General features: G+C 51.7%; 23 protein-coding genes. 14 read left to right on the top strand and 9 right to left on the bottom strand.

Annotated elements, in window-relative coordinates; translation table 11 throughout:
• Window positions 1-57: 57 nt before the first annotated feature.
• Together acs and ACYUBO_RS07855 are read right to left on the bottom strand one after the other, a co-directional pair.
• Window positions 58-1,944 carry an acetate--CoA ligase gene (gene acs, locus ACYUBO_RS07860; protein WP_460373401.1) on the bottom strand — a complete coding sequence of 629 codons (1,887 nt, stop codon included), beginning with the start codon at window positions 1,942-1,944 and terminating at the stop codon, window positions 58-60.
• A gap of 159 nt (window positions 1,945-2,103) precedes the next feature.
• Complete coding sequence (locus ACYUBO_RS07855) at window positions 2,104-2,418, bottom strand: transcription factor S (RefSeq protein WP_300329153.1); 315 nt, start codon at window positions 2,416-2,418, stop codon at window positions 2,104-2,106.
• A 100-nt stretch (window positions 2,419-2,518) separates the two neighbouring features.
• Here ACYUBO_RS07855 and artA point away from each other — a divergent pair, with 100 nt between their 5' ends.
• Complete coding sequence (gene artA, locus ACYUBO_RS07850; protein WP_300329157.1) at window positions 2,519-3,349, top strand: archaeosortase A; 831 nt, start codon at window positions 2,519-2,521, stop codon at window positions 3,347-3,349.
• On the opposite strand, the gene ACYUBO_RS07845 is transcribed toward artA, so the two are convergent.
• Window positions 3,321-3,953, bottom strand: a complete 633-nt coding sequence (locus ACYUBO_RS07845; RefSeq protein WP_300329162.1) for a CDP-alcohol phosphatidyltransferase family protein — start codon at window positions 3,951-3,953, stop codon at window positions 3,321-3,323. The two genes, artA and ACYUBO_RS07845, sit on opposite strands and share 29 nt — an antisense overlap.
• A gap of 76 nt (window positions 3,954-4,029) precedes the next feature.
• Between ACYUBO_RS07845 and ACYUBO_RS07840 the strand changes: the two genes are divergently transcribed.
• Both ACYUBO_RS07840 and sppA read left to right on the top strand, forming a co-directional pair.
• The gene (locus tag ACYUBO_RS07840) at window positions 4,030-4,719 is read left to right on the top strand and encodes a dihydrofolate reductase family protein (protein ID WP_300329164.1); all 690 of its coding nucleotides are present in this window, start codon (window positions 4,030-4,032) and stop codon (window positions 4,717-4,719) included.
• The gene (gene sppA, locus ACYUBO_RS07835; RefSeq protein WP_460373400.1) at window positions 4,716-5,504 is read left to right on the top strand and encodes a signal peptide peptidase SppA; all 789 of its coding nucleotides are present in this window, start codon (window positions 4,716-4,718) and stop codon (window positions 5,502-5,504) included. The genes ACYUBO_RS07840 and sppA overlap by 4 nt, the downstream gene beginning before the upstream one ends.
• A gap of 31 nt (window positions 5,505-5,535) precedes the next feature.
• Here sppA and truD read toward each other — a convergent pair whose 3' ends face one another.
• Both truD and pth2 read right to left on the bottom strand, forming a co-directional pair.
• Window positions 5,536-6,801, bottom strand: a complete 1,266-nt coding sequence (truD, locus tag ACYUBO_RS07830; RefSeq protein WP_460373399.1) for a tRNA pseudouridine(13) synthase TruD — start codon at window positions 6,799-6,801, stop codon at window positions 5,536-5,538.
• Complete coding sequence (gene pth2, locus ACYUBO_RS07825) at window positions 6,798-7,160, bottom strand: peptidyl-tRNA hydrolase Pth2 (RefSeq protein WP_460373398.1); 363 nt, start codon at window positions 7,158-7,160, stop codon at window positions 6,798-6,800. Before pth2 ends, truD begins: the two co-directional genes overlap by 4 nt.
• Before the next feature lie 177 nt (window positions 7,161-7,337).
• Between pth2 and ACYUBO_RS07820 the strand changes: the two genes are divergently transcribed.
• From ACYUBO_RS07820 to bcp, 3 genes are all read left to right on the top strand, one after another.
• Window positions 7,338-8,390, top strand: a complete 1,053-nt coding sequence (locus ACYUBO_RS07820; RefSeq protein WP_460373397.1) for a hypothetical protein — start codon at window positions 7,338-7,340, stop codon at window positions 8,388-8,390.
• Window positions 8,391-8,392: 2 nt separating this feature from the next.
• On the top strand, window positions 8,393-8,686 hold the full coding sequence (locus tag ACYUBO_RS07815; protein WP_300329179.1) for a hypothetical protein: 294 nt from the start codon (window positions 8,393-8,395) through the stop codon (window positions 8,684-8,686).
• A gap of 79 nt (window positions 8,687-8,765) precedes the next feature.
• Window positions 8,766-9,248 carry a thioredoxin-dependent thiol peroxidase gene (gene bcp / locus ACYUBO_RS07810; RefSeq protein WP_460373396.1) on the top strand — a complete coding sequence of 161 codons (483 nt, stop codon included), beginning with the start codon at window positions 8,766-8,768 and terminating at the stop codon, window positions 9,246-9,248.
• On the opposite strand, the gene ACYUBO_RS07805 is transcribed toward bcp, so the two are convergent.
• The gene (locus ACYUBO_RS07805; RefSeq protein WP_460373395.1) at window positions 9,245-9,895 is read right to left on the bottom strand and encodes a hypothetical protein; all 651 of its coding nucleotides are present in this window, start codon (window positions 9,893-9,895) and stop codon (window positions 9,245-9,247) included. The two genes, bcp and ACYUBO_RS07805, sit on opposite strands and share 4 nt — an antisense overlap.
• Window positions 9,896-10,020: 125 nt before the next feature.
• Here ACYUBO_RS07805 and ACYUBO_RS07800 point away from each other — a divergent pair, with 125 nt between their 5' ends.
• Entirely contained in the window at window positions 10,021-11,343 is a 1,323-nt protein-coding gene (locus tag ACYUBO_RS07800; protein WP_460373394.1) for a condensation protein, read from the top strand.
• Window positions 11,344-11,466: 123 nt separating this feature from the next.
• On the opposite strand, the gene ACYUBO_RS07795 is transcribed toward ACYUBO_RS07800, so the two are convergent.
• The gene (locus tag ACYUBO_RS07795; RefSeq protein ID WP_460373393.1) at window positions 11,467-12,045 is read right to left on the bottom strand and encodes a class I SAM-dependent methyltransferase; all 579 of its coding nucleotides are present in this window, start codon (window positions 12,043-12,045) and stop codon (window positions 11,467-11,469) included.
• A gap of 28 nt (window positions 12,046-12,073) precedes the next feature.
• On the opposite strand from ACYUBO_RS07795, the gene ACYUBO_RS07790 reads away from it, so the two are divergent.
• The 6 genes from ACYUBO_RS07790 (at window position 12,074) to ACYUBO_RS07765 (ending at window position 16,618) form a co-directional block, all read left to right on the top strand.
• Window positions 12,074-12,412, top strand: coding sequence for a J domain-containing protein (locus ACYUBO_RS07790; RefSeq protein WP_460373392.1), 339 nt, complete (start codon window positions 12,074-12,076; stop codon window positions 12,410-12,412).
• Window positions 12,413-12,619: 207 nt separating this feature from the next.
• Window positions 12,620-13,651, top strand: coding sequence for a tungstate ABC transporter substrate-binding protein WtpA (gene wtpA, locus ACYUBO_RS07785; protein ID WP_460373391.1), 1,032 nt, complete (start codon window positions 12,620-12,622; stop codon window positions 13,649-13,651).
• Window positions 13,652-13,681: 30 nt separating this feature from the next.
• Window positions 13,682-14,494, top strand: coding sequence for an ABC transporter permease (locus ACYUBO_RS07780; RefSeq protein ID WP_300332625.1), 813 nt, complete (start codon window positions 13,682-13,684; stop codon window positions 14,492-14,494).
• Window positions 14,481-15,557 carry an ABC transporter ATP-binding protein gene (locus tag ACYUBO_RS07775; RefSeq protein WP_460373390.1) on the top strand — a complete coding sequence of 359 codons (1,077 nt, stop codon included), beginning with the start codon at window positions 14,481-14,483 and terminating at the stop codon, window positions 15,555-15,557. The genes ACYUBO_RS07780 and ACYUBO_RS07775 overlap by 14 nt, the downstream gene beginning before the upstream one ends.
• Before the next feature lie 115 nt (window positions 15,558-15,672).
• The gene (locus tag ACYUBO_RS07770) at window positions 15,673-16,254 is read left to right on the top strand and encodes an HD domain-containing protein (protein ID WP_460373389.1); all 582 of its coding nucleotides are present in this window, start codon (window positions 15,673-15,675) and stop codon (window positions 16,252-16,254) included.
• Window positions 16,255-16,330: 76 nt separating this feature from the next.
• On the top strand, window positions 16,331-16,618 hold the full coding sequence (locus ACYUBO_RS07765) for a hypothetical protein (protein ID WP_460373388.1): 288 nt from the start codon (window positions 16,331-16,333) through the stop codon (window positions 16,616-16,618).
• Here the strand turns inward: ACYUBO_RS07765 and ACYUBO_RS07760 are convergent.
• Window positions 16,615-18,141, bottom strand: a complete 1,527-nt coding sequence (locus tag ACYUBO_RS07760; RefSeq protein ID WP_460373387.1) for a transglutaminase domain-containing protein — start codon at window positions 18,139-18,141, stop codon at window positions 16,615-16,617. The two genes, ACYUBO_RS07765 and ACYUBO_RS07760, sit on opposite strands and share 4 nt — an antisense overlap.
• A 118-nt stretch (window positions 18,142-18,259) precedes the next feature.
• Window positions 18,260-20,302, bottom strand: a complete 2,043-nt coding sequence (locus tag ACYUBO_RS07755) for a sensor histidine kinase (RefSeq protein ID WP_460373386.1) — start codon at window positions 20,300-20,302, stop codon at window positions 18,260-18,262.
• A gap of 279 nt (window positions 20,303-20,581) precedes the next feature.
• On the opposite strand from ACYUBO_RS07755, the gene ACYUBO_RS07750 reads away from it, so the two are divergent.
• Window positions 20,582-21,223 (top strand): hypothetical protein, encoded by a 642-nt coding sequence (locus ACYUBO_RS07750; protein WP_460373385.1) that lies wholly within the window; start codon window positions 20,582-20,584, stop codon window positions 21,221-21,223.
• The last annotated feature ends 20 nt before the right edge of the window (window positions 21,224-21,243 follow it).

Below are 21,243 nucleotides of genomic sequence, written 5' to 3'. Positions count from 1 at the left end.
TTTATAACTATTACTATTCACTATATAAACTATTCTGAAAAAATAGAAGTGATCTGGTTACTCTTCGATTGTTGAGAGATCACCTGGATCTTCACCAAGTTCCTGTGCACGGAGGACCCGTCTCATGATCTTGCCGCTCCTTGTCTTTGGGAGCGAGTCGACAATCCTGATCTCGGAGGGGAGTGCAATCGGGCCGAGGGTGATTCTCACGTGGTAGAGGAGATCCTGTTTCAGTTTCGGGGTCTCGATGAACCCTTCCCTCAGAAGGACAAAAGCCAGTATCCGGTTGCCCTTCATCTCATCAGGTATCCCGACGACCGCCGCTTCTCCAACGGCCTTGTGTGCAACCAGTGCGCTTTCGACCTCCGCTGTTCCGATGTTATGGCCGGAGACGATGATCAGGTCGTCTGATCTGCCAAGGATCATAATATACCCCTCTTCATCCCGGACAGCAAGATCGCTTGCAGTGAAGGTATCCTCAGGTCCGCTCCAGTACATCCGGTACCGCTCTTCATTCTGGTGCACCATCCGCGCCATCGACGGCCAGGGCTCCTTGATGATCAGCTGCCCGGATATTCCCGGCGGTACTGGTTTTCCTTCCTTGTCGACGATATCAACGAGAACACCTGGGATCGGCTTTCCTGCAAATCCGGGCTTCATCGGCTCTCCGATCATCGTGGTGATCATATGCATCCCGGTCTCGGTCTGCCACCAGGTATCGACAATCGGGAGTTTGCCCTTTCCGATTGTGTGATAGAACCACTCGAATGCTTCGGGATTCAATGGCTCTCCCACCGACCCGAGGAGGCGGAGGCTGGAGAGGTCGTATTTGTTTGGGTACTCCTCGCCAAACCGCATGAACATCCGGATTGCGGTCGGTGCGGTATACATGATGGAGATCCCGAACTTCTCGATATATTTCCACCAGATCCCGGCATCCGGGTAGTCCGGGGTGCCTTCGGTGATGAAGATGGTCGCACCAACAAGGAGCGGGCCATAGACGATATAGGAATGGCCGGTGATCCAGCCGGGGTCTGCTGTACACCAGTAGACATCGGAGTCCTTGATATCGAGGATGTACTTGCTTGTATAGTAGGTTCCGACCATGTACCCGCCGGTTGTATGGACGATACCCTTCGGCTGGCCGGTTGTCCCGGAGGTATAAAGGATGAAGAGGGGATCTTCTGCATCCATCGGCTCAGATGCACAGTTCTTTTCACTCTCCTCCATCAGTTCATAAAAATCTCTCTCAAATTCGGAGAGGAGGCTGATCTTCGGAGTCTGTGTCCTGAGCACAACGACGTGGTCAACAGTTGTCGCATTGATCAGCGCCTCCTCAAGGATCGGCTTGAGGGGAATGGTCTTTCCACGCCTGATGCTTGCATCGGCGGTGATCACAACTTTGGCACCGGCACCGGTGATCCGTGCATGCAGCGCATCGGATCCAAATCCGGCAAAGACGACCGAATGGACTGCACCGATACGTGCACAGGCGAGCATGGCAATGATCTGCTCGGGGACATTTGGCATGTAGATGCAGACGGTATCGCCCTTTCCGACACCGAGGCTCTTCAGGCCGTTTGCAAACCGCTCAACCTCACGGAGAAGCTGCCAGTATGTCAGGCTCCGGGTCGATCCGTCGTCTCCCTGCCAGAAGACTGCGACCTTATTTCTCCGGTGGCCGGCGATATGCCGATCCAGACAGTTATAGCTTATATTGGTTTTTCCATTGATGAACCACCGGGCAAAGGGATGCTTCCACTCCTTCACCGTCTCCCAGGGCTGGAACCATTCAAGCTCATGGCTGATTCGTGACCAGAATCCATCCGGATCAGTGATATACCCCTGGTACGCGTGCTCGGCATCCTTGCACCATGCCTCTTTCCTGTATTCAGGATCAGGCATGTACTTCTTTGTGCTCAATGTCACCTGCTTCTCGGACATGGTCCCTCCAAATTGACATGATTAATTGTGTAGAATGATAGATCCGGTTCTCCGGCATCATATAAAAACATGGTATTCTGGGATTTTAACCCTGGAATATGGGGGAGGGTATTCTGTTCTCTCCCTGTTTGGGCAGAAGTGATGGATTTCTGCTCTGTTTTAGTCGTATTGTCTCCAGGTGTGGGAACAGGAGACACACCGGAAGAACCGGACTTCACTTTCATCCGCGGACCGGAGCTGCCTGAGCCACCAGTACGCGACGTTATGGTCACACTCCGGGCACCGGATGGCACAGGTCGGGAGTGTCGGGATGGCATCATCTTCGTCAACGATCACGATCTCTTTCTCGACTCTGGTTTTTGTCACTTTGAGGGATTCGGAATCGGTGATATCTTCAGAATAGTCACATCTCCGGCAATGCATCTTTCCGGATCTGGCGATCATCAGGCTCTTACATTCTGGGCAGAAACGCATGACTATAGTATATGCACTGGATCTTTAAAGACTCCGCCATTCTGATATGCTAGTGACGTCTTCCTCATCCTTTTTCTGATCCCCCGTTCAATATATTGTAATGAACGAATACCTGGTTCTTCTCTCCTGTATCGGCTTTCTCCTTTTTCTTCTGCCACACAGGTATAACTGGTATGCAGGGATAGTCGGTTGGGCATCAATATCACTTCTCCTCCTTTTCGAATTGCCGGGTTTTCTTCAGATCAATAATTTCCTCTATCCGATCCTTGGAATCCTCTCGGTACCGTTTGTCTATCTTACGGCACGGCGGCTTCTGATGAAGGATCCTGTTGTTGGAAGCCTGACGAGGGCGGCTGCCTTCTCCTTTTTGATCTATGCTCCATTTGGCTTTTATGAGCCATTGAAGAACTGGCTGATCGGGGTCGTCGTCAACCAGACGGTATGGGTGCTGGAACTTCTCAGGTATCCGGTGACCCTCTATGAATGGAATACGATCATGGCAGGATCGATACCGGGTTTTGATATCGGGTTCCGTGTCGAGATCATCCTCGGGTGCACCGGAATCACCAGCATAGCGATCATGCTCGCGGTTGCAAATATGGTGCCGACGACAACCCGGCAGAAGATCCTCTCATTCCTCCTGATTGCACCGACAATTTACCTGTTGAATCTCTTCAGGAATGCCTATGTGATCATGGCATATACCGGCCAGTGGTACCCCTGGTTCCCTGATCTTGTTGGAAATGGTAATTACGGGTATGAAAGCTTCTTCTGGGCACACAATGTCTTCTGCGAGCTTCTTGCACTTGTTGTCCTGATAGCAATCGCCTATGGCCTCTTCCGTTTAATCCCCGATCTTGGGGTACTTGCAGAGAAGCTGGTCTCCCAGTATATCCGGGATATCAGGCAAGTCTTCCTGAAAGGTAGATGATCCGCTGGATTGCCGAGAGATTTGTGCAGATCGCGATGATGATCACCGAGACCCAGATGAATCCGGTGACGCCGCCGAGGATCAGCACAAGCAGGGTCTCGGGTCTTCCAAAGAACCCGACCCCTTCAAGCGGATCGTCAATTTTGCCGCAGACACGGTCTGAATAGCCAACCTCCGCATAAACAACCGGCTTGATGAAGGTGTTCATCATGGAGCCGATGATGGCGAGTGCGACAACCCCGAAATCCGCTATCGGGGGGAGCGTGGTGAAACCGGATATAATGGCAATTCCCGAGAGCCCGACACCAAGGAGTGCAAGCACATCGATGTATTTGTCAACAATCCAGTCGAGAACCGCGCCGAAATTACTGTCATGATTGGTTTTACGCGCGACACTCCCGTCAACGAGATCGAGGATTGCAGAGATGAAGAGGAGGAGGGATCCCAGAATGAACTGCTGATAAACAAAGGATAAAGCACACCCGATTCCGAAAATAAGCGAAAGTATGGTGATCTGGTTTGGGGAGAGACCCAGACGTACACAGAGGTTAGCGATCGGTTCCAGATACCGCATGCAGTGTGGACGTAATGTGGTAATGTTCATATTTCCCTCAACCAGCCTGTAATAAACCCTATATTCTTAAGGTATTCAAAGAGATATATCAATCGAGAGGATCAGTATGAGAGCGCATCCGAAAAAACCACAGGTCCTGATGATGTCCGAGATCACCGCAGATGGTAAGCTGACATTAAAGAAGGATGCATCGAGCAAGATCCTGATGAAATACATGGCAGAAGAGACCGAGACCCTTCTCCATACGACACGGGCAGAATGCGACGCGATTATGGTCGGATCCCGCACGATCCGGATCGACAACTCATTTCTGACGGTCAGGAAAGTCCCCGGCAAGAGCCCGATTCGCGTCATCCCAAACAGCAGGGGCGATCTGCCGCTCACTGCCAATATCTTCAAGCCTGATGCACAGACCGTCATTGCCGTCTCTGAAATTGCATCCAGCGAACGGATCGATGCGATCAGGGCAACCGGCGCTGAGGTGGTTGTCTGCGGAGAGACCGAAGTGGATCTCCCCCTCCTCCTTGAGACGCTCTATGAACAGTATGGTGTCCGGAAGATGATGGTCGAGGGTGGGCCAACCCTGAACTACCATATGCTGCACAACTGCCTTGTCGATGAGATACGGCTCATCCACCTGCCCTTCATTGTCGGGGGAGATGATACGCCCTCACTTGTCGGTGGGATGCATATAGAGACCGAAGACGAGATGATCCGGCTTGAACTCCGCACCCATTATCTCTGCGGCACCAACCTCGTCACCGAATATGATGTACTCTATCCCGTTAAATCATGAATTACATTGAACGTCAGATAAAACAGCAACAGAGGATCAGGCAGCTTAAAAAAGGAGGCCTTATTCTTCTCTTCCTTGTTCTTGGTATCTTTGCCATTGTCGGTATCTTCAGCCTCATCGATCCCATGGGCGGAACCGATGTCCCGGTGATCAGGATTGAAGGGACGATGATCACCGGAGAAGCACGGTCCGGCGGCTATACCGGAAGCGAATATATCGGCAGCCAGATTCGAAAGGCAGCAGACGATCCCCTGACACGGGCGATCGTGCTCAGGATCGATTCCGGCGGCGGCACCCCGGCAGCAGCCCAGGAGATCATCCGTGATATCATCTATGCAAAGCAGAAGAAGCCGGTTGTCGTCTCGATGGGCGATATTGCAACCTCTGGTGCATACTATGTTGCCGCATATGCTGACCGGATCTATTCGAGCCATGATACCATGACCGGGGGTATCGGGGTGATGTGGATCTTCTATGATACAAGCGATCAGCTCAGGAAAGAGGGGCTTGAGATCGATATTGTAAAATCAGGTGAGATGAAGGATATGACCCATTCATATCGCGGGCTCACTTCAGATGAGGAGGAGGTCGCCCAGGATCTCGTTGATGCGAGTTTCAACCGGCTCTTTGCGGATATCAGCAGCCAGCGAAATATCACCCGTGAATCAATCGAAGATGCACGAATGATCCGTGGCGAACAGGCTCTTGAGATCGGGCTCGTTGATGAGATCGGCAACCTCCAGGATGCAATCGCCGGGGCCCGGGAGATCGCCCGTTCCCGCTGATTTTTTCCGTGAATCACCCGCGCAGAGGGGTTCAGACGAGTGATATTGGATCGCTCTTCATGAACTCCCGGCAGACTGACGTTGCATAGTGGCCGGGGGGGAGTGTGAAGGTAAGCCGGGCAGTATCACTTTCTGTTTCTGCGTGTATCTCTGTTCTCAGCACGATCGGCCTGATCGATCCGTCAAATGCGCATTCCAGGTAGCCTGCCGCCTCCCTGAATGCACCTGATCCGATCCCGGCCTCTTCCGAGAGCCTGAGCATATACTCCTCCATCGTGCCCGGGTTTGAGATTGATGATCCGCCCGGCATGAATGCCGCGATCATCGCCCTCCCCCGTTTGATATGCTGCCGTGCAGTCGGGAGGTTCTTCTCTGTTGCCCGGTCAGATCTCCCGTTTAAGTAGACAAGGGTGTCTCCCGCTTCGGGCTCATGCAGGGGGAGGCCGCGGTCAAAGCGATCCGAGATGGCGGCATTGAAGAGGTAGGATTGCCATGCCGAGACGAACATGGTGAGGAGTTTTGGGGGGAGGGCTTTGAGAGCTCCCTTGTGATCGCCTTCGTGTTTTGAGAGATAATCGAGCATCGCCCGTTCGAACCCAAGCCTGACCGGAAGTGCATATAATGCCTCCTTTGCATCGCCCGTCTCCCTGAATGCCGCCCGTGCCGTTTTTACCTCCTCGTCTTCATTTGGGAAGGGATCGCCGATGTAGATATCAACCGCCTCCCGGTATTCGCCACGAAGGATCGCCGATCCGACCCGGTGGGTGACCGGTTTCTGGGCACCGAACCGCTGAAGCCCGAAGTAGTTTGGGATGCCCGCCTGTACGGTTTCTGTTATGCCGGGAAGATTGGTGAGCTTCTCCTGTTCACAGTTTCTGATCAGAAGAGAAAACCGGTTCCCTTCAAGATCGCCAAGCGAGAGGCTGAACTGGTGTTGGCCTACCGGTTCCACCTTCATATCCCTGAATGAAAGCTGATGAATCTGTTCTGGCTCAACCTTGTAGAGCGAGATGTAGTGGGTGGCAACGGCGTTTCTGTCTTTTGTGCCAGCCCAGCCGATCCGTTTCCTGCTGATCCCAAGCCGTTTTGCGATCTCATGGATTGCGTGCTGGTGCTCCCATGAGCGGCGGGTAACGGTGCAGATCAGGTAGGGCCCGCTCCCGGTGAATGGCTTTGGAATCTCTTCGACAACAAAGTCTTCAGGGGTGGTTCTCAGTTTTCCGCCGATACCGGGATGGTCGTCCCCGTAATAGCGCATCTGAAGCTCGTGTTCCAGGGGATAGGGACTCTGCATCATAGCAGCTTCAGATCTGAGGTGATCCGGTCGATGAGTTCGGATTTTGCGGGTCCAAGGCCAAGAGCAGTGACGGTTCCCGGCGGGATCTCGGTGAGCCCTGCATCCTGGATGATGCATGCCGGGATGCCGTTTGCTTCTGCAATCACCTTCAGTTCATAGAGCGCCCGCTCCCCGCTCACCTTCAGGGCGACCTTCTTCTGCCCCTCATCCATCCAGGCACGTTTTGAGGCGGCACTGGCCTTCTCATAGGCGCCGACGGCTGCATGGGCAAGCTGTGCGCATTTCTTCCCGCAGCTCATCTTCACGTCGTCCCTGACGATCAGGCATTGTTTCCATGCAAATTCGGGGCTCTCTCTCATCGTGGTTACCAATTGGGCGGGATGGAAGAAATATATGCCCCAAGTACCCGGAGTGCTATAGAAATGTGGGGAATTATGGGAGATTAAAATAAAATATATTTATTAATATTATATCATTTTCGCTCAGGAAAAGGCATAAGGTGTATATGATTAGAGTGTGTAAAGAAAAGAAGCGAAATGGCGCCTCAAGAAAAACCCAAGACATGGATTATTATCCGTGACGGAGCGACAGTAAAGGATAATGCTATAGAAGCCCTGGCTTTTGCCGAGGCAGTCTCCAATATGCAGCGTGCTGTTGATAATATTGGTATTTCAAAATTCGGAAAGGCCTATAAAAAAGAAGATTTCCGGCTTTATCTTAAGGAGATCAGGGAAGGCAGTATCATTGTACCTTTATTCCCGGTAACATACGGAACCGGCCTTGACGGCGAGAACACTTTTACCGATATTACCGGGTGCTTTGAGCGGCTTATGGATATTCTGAATACCAATCCGGATGCGTTTCCAACACACCTTGACAAGGAGATCGAAGATCCATCTGCACGAATTGGTCTTCTTAAAAGCCTCCTTTCTTTCGCCTCGTCCGGATCCACCATAGAAATAAAAACCTCCATTGAACAACCGGATCATGGAAGCTTCATTCCAAAACATCAGAAGGAATACCTTGAAGAACTCGTCTTCAAATACGGAGGTACAGGTATTGTCACTATACAGGGAGTTATCGTAGGTATCCGTGGCGATAATCTCTCGTACTTTATCGTAAATACTACCGTCGGACGGAACATCAACTGCTATTTCAAACCTGAAATAGAAGATCAGGTGAAAAACCTCTATAAAAAATGGGTTCGTGTGACCGGAAATATGATACAGACACAAAAAAACTATAAAATTGACTCAGTAGAGAATCTGGAGCAGGTGAAGTTTGAAACTCTTCATAAAATTGGTCAATACATCCTGTTGAAACCAATTACCTTCACTGTCTCCTATGACAATAATGACAAACAATGGTGTCTGTTCAACAATGATCTTGCTCTCTATGGGTGTGGAGATAATTACAAAAAAGCAATTCAGTCTCTTGAAGAGGAGATAGAGGGACATATTCTCAGCTTCAGTGAATATCCTGATGATATGCACTCTGAAAGTTCACTCCAATTAAAGCAGGGACTCCTCCAATATCTTGATTTCAATGAGGTAAAAGGCCTTATTGATACAAGATATGGAGGGGCATAGAGATGCCCATAAAAAAACGTGACTTTGAACGGGCTGCCAAAAATAAAGGTTTTCTCCAAATCAGAAGAGGAGATCATATCTTTTATCGCTTCAAGGATCACGAGGGAAAGATTGTTGACAGCATCCATACAAAAGTGAGCCATGGAGGTAATGGGGATATTTCAGAGAGCCTCCTCTCGAAAATGTACAAGCAGATGATGTTCACGACAAAAGCCGATCTTCAGAACTATATTGCATGTACTGTGACTGAAGATGAATACCGTGAAATGCTTCGTTCAAAAGGCTATATTGTTTGAGGCGAGGCTGTTGCACGGACAAAAGCCACTCTTTTGATGGGATGGATATGTTTATTGCTCTTACCTGAGAGGTTCTCCCATGACAGAACTGGAGATTGGGATGAAGGCACCGGATTTCTGCCTCCCAGATATCGATGAGCATATGGTATGCCTTGCAGAGGAGCGGGGCGTCTTTGTGATCATCTACTTTTATCCAAAAGACAACTCCTCAGGCTGCACCCTTGAAGCCCGTTCCTTCTCTGATACGATGGAGGAGTTTGCCCGTGATAATACGCCTGTCTTTGGAATCAGCCCGGATTCGATCGCAACCCACCGGCGTTTCGCCGAGAAGCAAAAGCTCACCGTCTCCCTCCTCTCAGATCCCGAACACCTGGTGATCGAGGCGTATGGCGCCTGGAAACAGAAGAAGATGTACGGCAGGGAGTATATGGGGGTTGAACGGAGCACCTACATCATCGATCCTGATGGAAATATCGCCCACATCTGGCGGAAGGTGAAGGTGAAGGGGCATGTTGAAGAGGTGCTCGCGAAGCTTGAGGAGCTGAGAGCAGAGAAGCGTTAGGGGCAGGCGAGCTCGCATGCCCGGCAGTGGTCGATTATCTCTCTGGCTCTCTTTTTATCTGCATTCATCCTCTGCATGCACCGCTCCCGGCTGTATGTTCCGGTTTCAAACGCCCCCATCGGGCAGGTGCTGATACAGTACCCGGGGCATTCAGGGCAGGGGTTTGTGAGATCGACTGGTGCCGGCGGATTGGATTCGATATCCGCCCAGACTGCCCGGAACCTGATCCTCGGCCCAAATCCCGGCACCAGCACAAGGTTGTTTCTCCCCATAATGCCGATTCCTGCGATTACTGCGGCATCCTTGAGATAGATCCCGCCGTCATCGAGCTGGTAGGGGATCAATTCCGCAGTGATCCCGTGTGTTTCATTCAGCCACCCGGCAATCGATCTCCCGATTGCTCCAAGCTGTCGATCCCCCGGTGTGCCACGCCCCTCCTCCCAGTGATCCATCTCCGGCGTGGCGGGATCATGGAAGAGCCCGAGGATGATGTAGGTGCCATCGTCTCTCACTGATCCCTGGTTGCCGTCTGCCTCGGCTGATGGACAGTTTTTGAGCATGGCTGCCGGGATTGTGCCTGCCACGTCCGCCCCGAGCCTGAGGGCATGCCGGACCGCTTCCCTGAGAATCTCACTGTCACTCTTCATCTGCAAAGGATGGAACCGGTGAGTGAAAAAAGATCCGGTCTCTCAGTCCCGCCTCCCCTGTGGTGGCGTATCTTCTCCTGCCCGGTGAAAAGAGCAATAACATTACGGGGAGAAGTATTCAGGTGATGACCCCTCCTCCCCCCCGCCATCCCGTGCCTGTATTTGATCTCTTCAATGTCCTCTTCGAACAGATCTATGACCCGGCAATGACCGTCGTCCTCACCTTTGACGCACAAGTCGATGAAGACATACTGAAGACTGCGACAATGAGGCTGATCGGATCAAATCCCTATATCAGATCGAGATTTGCGGTTCTGGATGGACAGCCGGTCTGGGAAGAGATCAGGGAAGAGGAGTGGGAACGGGCGTTTCTTCTTCATTCCGGCGGGTCTGACGCCCCTCCGCCTGCCGTTCTTCCCCGGCCTCCTGACGTCCGTGCAGGCCCGCAGATCCGGGTGACGGTGTACCGGGGAACGGGCGGCGATACCATCTGTGTTACCTGCCATCATGGGTTCTGCGATGCGCAGGGTATCCTCACGATGGCAGAGGATCTCTGTTCGGCATACCGGGAGATTATGCAGGATCCCGGATTTTGCCCCCCCTCCACCGGCTGCTATGACCGGACCACAGATCGCGTCCTCTCCCTCTTTACCAAAGAGGAGTGCAGGCTGGCGATTGCAGAAGAGGAGCCGTTCATCGACCGCTGGCATTTCCCGGCCGAATGGGTCGGAAGGGGGACGCAAAGGGCTGCATACCGGACACTCCCGGCGGATCGCCTTCCCCGGATCAAGGCGATTGCAAAGGAGTATGGAGCCACCGTCAATGATGTCCTGATTGCTGGTTTCTTTCTGGCGTTTTTAGCAATCAGGGATGATCCCGCAGATCGCGGCGCTCCCCGCGGTATCCTGACATCCGCAGATATGCGGCGGCTTCTGCCGGGTAAGGAACGCCTCCCACCGATGAACCTCTCGGTTGCCTTTGAGCTGACACTTGATGTTGAATCCGGGGCAGGGATTATGGATATTCTCCCCGAAGTGACGGCGTTCATGAAAACCCGGAAGGATGGCAGGATCGGGCCGGGCTGCATTCATTTCTATGACAAGATCTATGCCGGCGGGATGGATGCGGTGGAGGCGTTCTTTGACGGGATGCTCACACGGTATAGAACAGATGGCGAGAAGAACCCGGTCTTTGCAAACCTGGGAATCATCAGCCCGGAGGCTTATCTCCCTATGCCCGGAAAGGACGGAGAACTCCTCTCCCTTGAACAGTTCCATTTCATCCCCTGCATCTGCTGGCCAAATGGGTTTCTGGTCACCGCCTATACCTTCAGGGGAGAACTTACCCTGATGACGGCATATGAGGAGGGACCGTACTCAATGGAGACGGTGGAGCGGTTTTTCGAATATATGGATGGGTATCTGGCGTCATTTTGGTCAAGGGGATGAATGCAGATGATTGCGGCTTGAACCGTACATCGATCGTGCCTTGACCCTCTGCTCTCCGGTATATGTCTCTTTCCGGAGATGCCGGAATGGTGTTGTGGAGTAGCCAGAGGAGATTTAGGTATTTTACAGCTTTTTCCCGACGATCACCGCGAACCCCCGTGACCTTTGTGAGATTGAAACCTCTGAAAAACCCGCATCTCTATAGATGGCGGTGACCTCATCAACTGAATAATAGGTGACATACCGGAGAAAACGCCCTTTTACATCTTCATTCTGGTATTTGCGTGCGATTGCCCCATCCCGCTCGATGAAGCCAAGCACGAGTGTTCCGTTCGTTTTCAGGAGACGGTATGCCTCCTGAAAGACAGGGAATGGATCATTCAGAAAACAGATGACAGTCATCATCAGGATGGCATCACAGGTAGTATTGCGGAACGGGGTGTGCTCTCCAACGCCGATCACAGTTTCTACCCCCCGTGCCCGTGCTTGTGCTGCCAGTGCGGGTGATGGGTCGATACCCAGAGATATGCCTAAGGGGGCTGCAAAACGCCCGGAACCAACGCCTATCTCCAGCCCCAGCCCCTCTGTTGGCATCGCATCCCGGAGCATCGAGAGCTGGGCGGAATAGATATGGGGATGATCATCGAACCAGCGGTCATAATCACCTGCATGGTCTTCAAAGACCTGTCGCAATGGGTTCATTTATCGTCCTGTGGTCACATGATATCGTATGGCTGCTCGTAAATGCCTTTCTCTCAGGGAGGCTGCGGATATTCTGGGTACTGGTGATGCGGCAAGCATCAGCCAGATTCGCACCTGCTATCATGCCCTTGCACGGGAGTGGCATCCGGATGTCTCCGGCTATGAATCCGAAGAGACGCACAATGGCATGATCCGCCTGAATGAGGCATATGAGGTACTGATTGAGTACTGTATGGGGTATGAGATTCCGTTTTCTGATGAAGAACAGGCACGTGGGGCAGATAAAGGATATGATAGCGGCTGGATGGAGCAGTATGGGTGCGATCCGATCTGGGGGCACGGGGATTCCCGTTATAATCCACGTTAACCAAAAAGATCTTTTTTGCATAGTATTGACTCTTCTCTCTTTTTTCAGGTTTTTTTGTTCTTTTGGGGCAAAAATGTTGCCCATTCTGCTCAGTGTTCATAGAACTATAATGGTTCTTATCGATCGTTGTTCAATAAGTTAATTAAACTACCTTTACATCAGAAACAAATGGGTATATTTAATTTACATAATCGTCAATCTCCTGATATGAAAGAGATGAAGAGTATTTTCATCGCTCTGGCTCTTGTTGTGGCTGCAGTATTCCTCTGCGGCTGCGTGGGCCAGGATGAACCTGCACCGACAGTAACCACTCCGGAAATCTCCGGCATTGTAACGGTCTTCCATGCCGGAAGCCTCACGGTTCCTTTTGAGGAGCTGGCGGCTGCATTTGAAGCAAAATATCCCGGTACTACTGTACAGCTCGTTCCTGCCGGCTCAACGAAACTTGCCAAGGATATTTCCGACCTCGATAAGAGCGCCGATGTCTTTGCATCAGCTGACTACACGCTCATCCCGGGACTGCTGGTTCCATCGCATGCCGACTGGTATGTTACATTTGCCAAAAACCGGATGGTGCTCTGCTATACAGATGACAGCCTGTATGTGGATGAGATCAATGCCGACAACTGGTATACAATCCTCGAAAAACCCGATGTGGCATGGGCCTTCTCTGATCCCAATCTCGACCCCTGCGGGTACCGCTCTCTGATGACAATACAGCTCGCAGAAGCACACTATGGCGATGATACCATCTTTGACCGGCTCGTTGGAGCAAACTCTGCAATCACAGTGACTGAAGAGAATGGCATCTTTACTGTCCACGCAAAATCACCTGAGCCAAAAGGCAACATCCAGATCCGTCCGAAATCTGTTGAACTTGTCCAGATGCTCCAGAGCGGCGGCCTCGACTATGCATGGGAGTACCAGTCGGTTGCTGTGCAGCACGATCTCAAATTCATCGTACTTCCTGAGGCAATCGACCTCTCATCCATCCAGTACGAGTCTGCCTATGCCACTGTTCTTATTGAAACTGAAGGCGGCATGATGAAGGGACTGCCAATTGTCTACGGTGCAACTGTCCCGAAGAATGCAGAGAATCCTGATGCAGGTCTTGCATTTGTCGAGATGTTAATCGGTCCCACCGGGCAGGCTATTATGGATGGCCAGGGCCAGCCCCCGGTTGTCCCCGCAGGCGGATTTGGCTCTGTACCTTCAGTATTGAAGGCACTCACCGCCTGACACCCTTAACTTTTTTTCTGCCCGATACCTATGGCTCAAATCCCAGTTCTCCGTGATCGCTGCCTCATCTCCTTCTCCCTCCTCGGCGGTCTCATTCTTTCGCTCACATTACTTGCCCTCCTGAATATGACGGTTCGGGAACTCTCAGATATTCCCCACCTGCTGCAGGTGGCAGCCGACTCAAAAGTGATTGACTCGATCATACTCACCATGGCAGCCGGTGCAAACGCCATTGTAATTCTTGTGTTCCTCGGCATCCCGCTTGCCTATGTGCTTGCCAGGACAGATTTCCGGGGAAAGAGATTTGTCGAGACGATTGTTGATATCCCTCTGATGCTTCCCCACACGGTTGCAGGAATTCTTGTGTATATCCTCTTTATGAAACGGGGATTGATCGGGGGGCCTCTCTATGATATCGGGTTTTCATTCGAAGATGCCTATCCCGGGATTGTTGTTGCGATGCTCTTTGTCTCTTCCCCGTATTTCATCAATTCGGCACGGGAAGGTTTTGAGAAAGTCCCGGTGCATCTTGAGAATGTCGCGAGAACTCTTGGCGCATCCCGGTTTTTGGCATTCCTGCATGTTGTCCTGCCGCTCTCTGCACGATACATCTATAATGGGGCAATATTTTCATGGGGGCGGGCGATTGGGGAATTTGCAGCCATCATCATGATCGCCTATTATCCGATGGTGATCTCAACATTGCTCTATTACCGCTTCACAACCGGGGGTCTCAAGGAGAGCAGCACCATTGCGTTTATTATGATATTCGCGTGTTTTGCAGTCTTTTTGGCACTCCGGTACCTGTCACGCTTTATCGGGAGGCACGATGATCGAGTTTAGGCATTTATCTCTTGCACTTGGAGATTTTGCACTCCGTGATGTGAGTATCAAAATCAACAGGGGAGATTATTATTTTATCATCGGTCCATCCGGTGCCGGAAAGACCGTTATCCTTGAGGCGATTGCGGGGCTTCATCTCCCTGATAAAGGAGAGGTGCTCATAAATGGCTCCAATACAACGTTGATACCCCCGGAGAAACGCCGGATTTCTCTTGTATACCAGGATTACTCGCTCTTCCCTCATATGGTGGTTGAGAAGAATATCGGGTTTGGGATGAAGATGCAGAAACGTCCCCGTGATGAGATTGATCGCCGGGTGGATGAGCTTCTCATGCAGTTTGGGATCTCTCATCTGAGAAACCGGTATCCGGGAACCCTGAGTGGAGGAGAGCAGCAACGTGTGGCGATTGCACGTGCTCTTGCCTCTGATCCGGAAATTCTCCTCCTTGACGAACCGTTCGCCGCACTTGATCCAATCACCCGTGAACAGATTATTGCAGATCTTCTCAGGATCCACCGGGAAGAGCATCTCACGATTGTCCAGGTGACACACGCACGGGAAGAGATCCTTCGTATGGCAACCCGTTGTGCGGTGATCATCGATGGTGTCCGGATGCAGGAGGGACCGGTTGATTCCGTATTTGAAACCCCGAAGAGTTCTGCTGTTGCCCGTTTTATTGGTATGGAGAATATTCTCTCTGGTGTTGTGGGAGCCGGAACCTCGAGTCTTGCCTCAATAGAGGTTGCAGGAGTGAGTGTTCTTGCCGTTTCAAATATCTCTCCCGGCAGCTCTGTCGATATTGCCTTCCGGGCAGCCGATGTAACGCTCCATGTTGGTGATGGCCATGCAGGTTCGGCGCAAAACCGTTTCAAAGCAACGATCACTGCCGTGATCCCTCTTGGCGGCCCCCTTACCCAGGTACATCTCAATGCCGGTTTTCCGATCATTGCCCTCGTCACGAGCCGCTCCGTAGAAGATCTTGATCTCTCCCCCGGTATGGATGTGGTTGCCGCCATCAAGGCGAGTGCAGTCCGGGTGATTGAGAGAGTATTGAGCAGATAGTTCTGGCTGAATGCCTGATGCCAGACCCCTGCAAGAGCGCCGATCTCTCCCCTCTCTCTTTCTGGAATAGTCACAAAAGGCGATCCTTTTCCCGCTATACAGTGAACCATATCCCATGGATGGCGGGATAGATCTGATTACACGGCATGTACAGGCATTTCTTCAGGAGTCCGGCTCCCACGGGTTCGATCACACTGCCCGTGTCACCCGCCTCTGCCGGACTATCGGCATCCGGGAGGGTGCGGATATGGCAGTCCTGATCCCGGCCGCCCTCTTCCACGATATCGCCCGCCCCCTTGAGGAGGAGACCGGTATCCCCCATGAAGAGCAGGGTGCGGATATGGCAGAAGAGTATCTCCGGTCTGTCGGGTATCCCGGCGATATGATCCATTCAATCTGCCACGCAATCCGTGCCCACCGGTTTAGCTCGGGGATTGCGCCTTTTACACTGGAGGCGGAGATCCTCTCGGATGCCGACAAGCTGGATGCGATGGGTGCAACCGGCATCGCCCGGACCTTCATGCAGGCAGGGGAGGAGGGCAGTGGCATTCCCGGTGCTGTCGCTCATTTCCATCTGAAGCTGCTGAAGCTGAAGGACCGGATGTATACGGAGACTGCCCGTGAGATAGCCGAAGAGAGGCATGCGTTCCTTGTCGCATTTCTTCGGGAGCTTGAGCGTGAGGAATCCGGGGATTAGAGGGCGTGAATGGCGATTCCTGATTCAGGCTGTGAAGAGCTTTAGTTATATATATTTATATAACACAACAATCAGTATGTCAGTTGCCAGTACTTCGGCACACTCTCCTACACTTGATTCAATCCGGATGATCGAGGAGTTTGTTCAGGATCATAGCGGTGAATTCCGGCGGCGGGCTCTCTGGTCATCCCTCCCACGAAAAATGATGTACCAGACCTTTAAAACCGCTATCGAGTACCTGATTGAATCAAACAAGATCACCCTTGATGCCAATGGAAAAGTCTGCTGGATATTCAACCCTGAACTCGTCCGGTATTATATGGCTCGTGAAGACCTGCGGATTCCTTTAAAAAAGGAGAATTAGTTCTTCACCACAAGATCTATTTTGAAGCTTCCCATTGCGATTAACTCCATATCCTCCATGGATACGTCGCTTATAATCGCCGGATACTGCCTGACAAGCCTGAAGATCGCAGCATCGTCCGGATAATCGGGCTCGACGTTTGCATCGACGTTCTTCTGGATGACCATCCTTGTCGGGTCGATGTTGGTTCCATAGTATTGCCTGAAGGCTATCCGGTCATCTTCAGGGATATCGAACCAGTCGGCACCCTCGGCGACAGTCGGATCAACCGGCACCCACCCATATCCCGGGAGATAGTACTCTGCCCAGAAGTGGGGGCTTGGCGCATCCTGAAGGATCATCTGGTACCCGCCTGTGGCACGTGCAGGAATGCCGAGCGAGCGGCAGAATGCAGAGAAGAGCATGCTCTGGGTGCCGCAGTCGCCATGGCCTGTGGTGAACATATGGGTCGATTCAGCCACCTTCGGGGTCTTCGCATCAAGTGAGAGATGCGGGACATGGCTGTAGGGGTATGTGGTGATGATATGGTTGTATATCATCTGCGCCTGCTTGTGCGGGTTTGTTTCGCTTCCGACTATTTCACGTGCTTTATTCCGGATCGCGTCGTTTATCTCGATGTTCCGCTCAGTTCTTGTGTAGATGATATATTCGGGATCGGCTCTGTCATATTCACCGACTTTTTCGGGGTCGATCACAAAGATCCCTTCATAGGAGCTGAATTTGATGTCGGCTGTTATGACCAGATCGCCTTGTATTGCCCCGACTGGGATCTCGTAGTAGATGATCCCGATCTCGTGATTGACATCCGGCCCATTTACGATATACTCAGGGTATGCCATGTTCGTGACCGAGACATCACGCTGGATATCGGTTGCAATTGGGTGCGGATACCAGATCTTCATGGTGCCTCCTGCCGGGAGATCCGCTTCTGCGATCGTTAGGTGCATCGTCCCTTCATAGTGGATCGGGTTCCTGTAAGGGAGTTCCTCTGCCTTCAGGTTGCCTGAACGGACATCATCTGCCAGTGCGTACCGGGACATGAATGCAAAGGTGAATGGCAGCTGTTGTTTCTGAAGGAGTTCAGGATGGGCATAGAGGTAGTTCTTTGCGGTATCAGAGAAGTAGAGGGTCTTGCCGTCAGAGACAAGTGTCTGGGCTTTGTCTGCGAGCCAGCTGTTGATCTCTTCTTCGGTGATGCCGGAAACCGCCTCTTTCAGGGCATCCCGTGCGGCGGCTTCATCCAGTGAAAACTCGCCATATGTTCGGATCGCCGTAAACATCGCATTCCGTGATGCAATTCCGGCATCAGGGAACCCATTGGCGAAATACCAGGCCGCCGATCCCTCAAATGCGGCCTCTGCGGCCCGGTAGTTGCCGGCTTCATATTCGGCAAGCCCTTTGTTATATTCCATCTCGCCGATGCTTGATTCCTGGTACACCGGCTGATCAGAGACACAGCCCGCAAAAGCGAGCAGAGCAATCATCAGGATGATGAGTGCGGGAAGGTGTATTCCAATTCGCATATGGGTAAAAGTCATGTATGTATATATAAAGGCTTTGGGATGGGGAGATGCCGGTTTTAGCGCTCTCGATAGAGAATAGCTGGCGGGTAGCCTGTGATGGATCCCCTGATATCCGGATCTATCTGATCCGGCACCCGCCTTCCGGCACGAGTATCCTGAACCGGGCCCCTTCCCCGACAATTCCATCCTCGGTTATGGTAATCGCGGTGATATCGAGGATTTCTCTGACAAGGAATAATCCAAAACCGGTGTTTTTGCCATATCCGCGTTCGAAGATTATCTCCTTCTCATGATCCGGGATGCCGGGGCCGTCATCTTCCCAGGTGATCAGCAGGCCCCCTTCTGTCTCTTCACATGAAATCTGCACACCGGTTGCCCCTTCTGCATGGCGGAGGGTGTTCTCATAGAGGTTGAAGAACGCCCTCTCGATCATCGGGTCTGCATAGATCGAGACGTGAGCACAATCACAGGCGATCGGGAGTTTTGTGTCATCGATTGATTCTATCAGGCTGCTGATGGTCTTCCATGAGGGGGTTTGTATCCCGAGCTGCTCATACTCGCGTGTGAACTCGATCTGTCTTTGAATTTCATCAGTTGCTGTTTGTGCCTGTTTCAGGTACTCTGTCAGCATCTCCCCGCCCTGTTCCTCCTCTGCCAGCCCGAGGTATCCCTTCACAATCATCACCTTGTTCAGGATATCATGGCGGGTGATGGAGGAGAGGAGCTGGAGTTTTGCATTTGTGAGCTGAAGTGCATCTTCTGCCTTTTTCCGATCAGTTATATTATGGCCGATACCCAGAATTGAAACCGGCTCACCCTCTTTATTCCTCAGGAACCGGACAGAGTTCTCAACCTTGATGATAGATCCATTCCCGCAGTATTCTTCGCTCTCAAACGTGATGGTTCTGCCCGGATCGGCAGTACCCGTGGCTTCATTCTCCATCTCGTGAGTAAAGAGTGCCATGATCTCTTTTATGGAGGCGGGAGTATTCCTCTCTTCAATCGGCATCGCAAGCGCCTCATCAACGGTGAATCCTTTCAGCTTCGTAACCGAAGGACTGATATAGGTGAGATTGAGGTTCATATCGCTGATATAGATGGTATCTGCGGTATTTTCGGCGATAAGGCGGTATTTCTCCTCGCTTTGACGGATCACCTGCTGATCTTTCTCTATGAAATCGAGCATACCGTTTATCGAGGCTGCGAGCTCTGCCACCTCGTCATCACCGTCGATTCCAACTGATGCAGAGGTAGAAGAGCTGCCGGTGATATCCTGTACCTCCCGGTTCAGGCGGGTAATTCTTCTAAGGAAGAAGTGGTTGATGAGCAGATAGAAGAGCAATGCGGTGATGCCTGAGAAGATCAGAATCGCTATCACTCCCGACTCGTAGGCGAGAATCCCCCTCTGATAGATTGTTCGCTCCTGGGTTATCGAGAGCGAGACCACCGGCTCTCCGAAAATATCGGATACTATGGTTGATCCGGTGATGGTATCTCCCTCCTTTACGATGGAAAGAGATGGTTCGCCGGCTGGAAGGGGATCGTTCGGAATATCGGCGATTTGGATCGGATATCCGGTGAGAGCCGAGAGTTCTTCAATCCATCCTTCATCCATTGCACGTGCAAAGAGGAGGGTGCCCATGATCGGACCCTCTCCCCAGCTCATCCGGATCGGCCGTACTGCAACAAGCATCAGCCCGTCTTCGGTCTCAAAGATCCCGGAGAGCTCTTCGGCACCAGATCGGAGGAAGGAGTCGTGGAGTGTGTAGAGCTGCGGGGGAACCTCTCTCTCCTCACCCTCATCCGGGTCAAATCCACGCGCATATATGACCTTTTCATCCGGTCCGGTAAAGATCATTGCATTGAGGTTGAAATATTGAAATACCGATTCATCAAGGTTCTTCTGTTCATACTCAGGATCCATCCCCTGCACAAACAAGTACGTGTCATCCCAGTCTGACCAGTCCATCACACTTGTTGAGAGGAACTGTTGCTCCCTCTCAATTGACCTGATGGTCCTCTCCATTGTTGCTTCGAGGTGATCGTCTTCAAGATCGGCAAAATCATTGAGAATGAGCGTGTGGGTGGCAACACCAAGCCCCAAAACCAGAGCTGCGATTACGAGGACGATGATGACAATTATCTGGTTCCGAACATTCACCTACTCCACCCCCTGTCTGTTCTGCGTTTACAGTTTATTGGTCGCCGATGATCCGGTGCCTTGTACTATCTGCATATCATCGTCTTCCTGGAATAATTATCTGTCTACATGATTCCAGAGCATGGGATAGTGCACCCGGTGATGCATCTGTTGGGTCATCTCTCATAATCGTGAGTGTCTTTGTTAGGATCTTATTGTCTGAATCCAGGAATCAATACAATTCCCTGAACAATTCGAAACCACTTTACCTCTGTGGATGAAGAGCATGTACCAGGTACTATGGACACGAAACATACACGCACCAGGGATCGGGAGATCGTCAACAGGTGGGCGGTGGCGGAGATTAATACTCCGATTTCCGATCTACTCTCCGGGAAGGGGCTGCTGCTGCCGGATGCCGACAGCTGCATCGGCTATTTCTATGTGGATCATGAAGAAGGCATTCTCTTCCGTATCCATTCATTGTGCCGGCGCCGTCCCGATACGCTGCCGGAGATCATTCACCATTTTAAAGATCATGGCGAGGGCCTGATCATCATCTCTGATGACGTGGGGTCATATACACTGCTCTCAGGTGAAGATCTGCAGAATCTCCCGATTGTTGAAGAACAGAGATGGATGCTCTATTACGAACCGGAGATGCTGCACACATTGAGAAAGAGAGTGGATATCGACAGGTTCAGGGCCCCTGTGTATTTTGATGATGTATCGGTTTTGCTTTTCACCACCGACAAGGTCATCCAACCCGAACTGGTCTGGGTTCGCCTGAATAGCCAGTCAGAGGATGGCATGTCGTTTCAGGGAACGCTCTTAAATGAGCCGTATTCGGATTATAGCGTGCATGAAGGGGGCATGCTTACGGTCCGCTTAGATGAACAGGAGGGAGAGTGGGTCCTGGTGGCAGAAATCGACTTTGAGTAGCGGTCTTTTCCCCCCATCCT

Source organism: Methanocalculus sp. MC3 (assembly GCF_054767395.1).
This window is presented reverse-complemented; position numbering and strand designations above follow the sequence as displayed.

What these genes read in the sequence shown, in the direction of transcription:
- ACYUBO_RS07805 (WP_460373395.1), bottom strand. Translation starts at nt 9,895, where the DNA reads ATGAAGAGTGACAGTGAGATTCTCAGGGAAGCGGTCCGGCATGCCCTC.
- ACYUBO_RS07790 (WP_460373392.1), top strand. Translation starts at nt 12,074, where the DNA reads ATGGCTGCTCGTAAATGCCTTTCTCTCAGGGAGGCTGCGGATATTCTG.
- ACYUBO_RS07820 (WP_460373397.1), top strand. Translation starts at nt 7,338, where the DNA reads ATGGCGCCTCAAGAAAAACCCAAGACATGGATTATTATCCGTGACGGA.
- ACYUBO_RS07770 (WP_460373389.1), top strand. Translation starts at nt 15,673, where the DNA reads ATGGATGGCGGGATAGATCTGATTACACGGCATGTACAGGCATTTCTT.
- ACYUBO_RS07795 (WP_460373393.1), bottom strand. Translation starts at nt 12,045, where the DNA reads ATGAACCCATTGCGACAGGTCTTTGAAGACCATGCAGGTGATTATGAC.
- ACYUBO_RS07765 (WP_460373388.1), top strand. Translation starts at nt 16,331, where the DNA reads ATGTCAGTTGCCAGTACTTCGGCACACTCTCCTACACTTGATTCAATC.
- wtpA (WP_460373391.1), top strand. Translation starts at nt 12,620, where the DNA reads ATGAAAGAGATGAAGAGTATTTTCATCGCTCTGGCTCTTGTTGTGGCT.
- pth2 (WP_460373398.1), bottom strand. Translation starts at nt 7,160, where the DNA reads ATGAGAGAGAGCCCCGAATTTGCATGGAAACAATGCCTGATCGTCAGG.
- truD (WP_460373399.1), bottom strand. Translation starts at nt 6,801, where the DNA reads ATGATGCAGAGTCCCTATCCCCTGGAACACGAGCTTCAGATGCGCTAT.
- acs (WP_460373401.1), bottom strand. Translation starts at nt 1,944, where the DNA reads ATGTCCGAGAAGCAGGTGACATTGAGCACAAAGAAGTACATGCCTGAT.
- ACYUBO_RS07775 (WP_460373390.1), top strand. Translation starts at nt 14,481, where the DNA reads ATGATCGAGTTTAGGCATTTATCTCTTGCACTTGGAGATTTTGCACTC.
- ACYUBO_RS07815 (WP_300329179.1), top strand. Translation starts at nt 8,393, where the DNA reads ATGCCCATAAAAAAACGTGACTTTGAACGGGCTGCCAAAAATAAAGGT.
- ACYUBO_RS07855 (WP_300329153.1), bottom strand. Translation starts at nt 2,418, where the DNA reads ATGCGTTTCTGCCCAGAATGTAAGAGCCTGATGATCGCCAGATCCGGA.
- ACYUBO_RS07845 (WP_300329162.1), bottom strand. Translation starts at nt 3,953, where the DNA reads ATGAACATTACCACATTACGTCCACACTGCATGCGGTATCTGGAACCG.
- bcp (WP_460373396.1), top strand. Translation starts at nt 8,766, where the DNA reads ATGACAGAACTGGAGATTGGGATGAAGGCACCGGATTTCTGCCTCCCA.
- ACYUBO_RS07800 (WP_460373394.1), top strand. Translation starts at nt 10,021, where the DNA reads ATGACCCCTCCTCCCCCCCGCCATCCCGTGCCTGTATTTGATCTCTTC.
- ACYUBO_RS07760 (WP_460373387.1), bottom strand. Translation starts at nt 18,141, where the DNA reads ATGCGAATTGGAATACACCTTCCCGCACTCATCATCCTGATGATTGCT.
- ACYUBO_RS07780 (WP_300332625.1), top strand. Translation starts at nt 13,682, where the DNA reads ATGGCTCAAATCCCAGTTCTCCGTGATCGCTGCCTCATCTCCTTCTCC.
- artA (WP_300329157.1), top strand. Translation starts at nt 2,519, where the DNA reads ATGAACGAATACCTGGTTCTTCTCTCCTGTATCGGCTTTCTCCTTTTT.
- ACYUBO_RS07750 (WP_460373385.1), top strand. Translation starts at nt 20,582, where the DNA reads ATGGACACGAAACATACACGCACCAGGGATCGGGAGATCGTCAACAGG.
- ACYUBO_RS07840 (WP_300329164.1), top strand. Translation starts at nt 4,030, where the DNA reads ATGAGAGCGCATCCGAAAAAACCACAGGTCCTGATGATGTCCGAGATC.
- sppA (WP_460373400.1), top strand. Translation starts at nt 4,716, where the DNA reads ATGAATTACATTGAACGTCAGATAAAACAGCAACAGAGGATCAGGCAG.